The following is a 656-nucleotide window of genomic DNA, read 5'->3' on the forward strand; positions in this document are numbered from 1 at the left end:
GTCAAGGAGAAGCGCGAGGTGTTGCAGATGTGGTCAAATCACATCGAATGGCTGATCAAGCAGGCTGCGGATGACGCTCTGGCGGCGTAGCTGCTGGCATGGGCGGAAGATGCGGCGCAACAATCGTCAGAGCCTCATCGAATTGGAGATCATGCTTGACCAGCAAATGCGCGGCCAATGCTTCGATGGCTGACCAGTGAGCGAGTACTAGCCGGGCCGTGCGATCTTCGATCCGCCTCCAACGGGGGCGGCGCGGCATCAGGAACCGCAACTCACCATAGATTCGCTTGGCATCCGCGTAGTCGCAGCTCCCCTCATTCCCATCGGACGCATTCATCGCCATATCGCGCGGGTCCAGATAGCCTTCGAATGCGGAGTCTGCAAAAGGACCTGCCAGACACGCAACTATCTCCCGGATCGCATCATCGCGTTCCAAACATCGATCCATATCGTCCTCGAAAATCGGCTTTCGCTTCGAGGTGAATCCTTGCGCTGAATAAAAACCCGCGCCTTCGACAACACCACCGCACTCTCCGTCACCGGCGTCGGGGTAAATACTAACACTTGAGAAAGCAGGGAGTTCACGGTCGTCGTCGAACGTCTGACGGTGCAAAACGATGGCGGCCACCGCGTGCCCGGCTTCGTGATGCGCCACA

General features: G+C 58.1%; 1 protein-coding gene. It reads right to left on the bottom strand.

Going from position 1 to position 656, the window contains the following annotated elements; genetic code table 11:
* Positions 1-55: 55 nt before the first annotated feature.
* On the bottom strand, positions 56-656 hold a 601-nt coding region (locus EOA33_RS39595), incomplete at its 5' end, for a hypothetical protein (RefSeq protein ID WP_190234537.1).

Origin of the sequence: Mesorhizobium sp. M4A.F.Ca.ET.050.02.1.1, from assembly GCF_003997725.1 — a bacterium.
GTDB lineage: Bacteria > Pseudomonadota > Alphaproteobacteria > Rhizobiales > Rhizobiaceae > Mesorhizobium.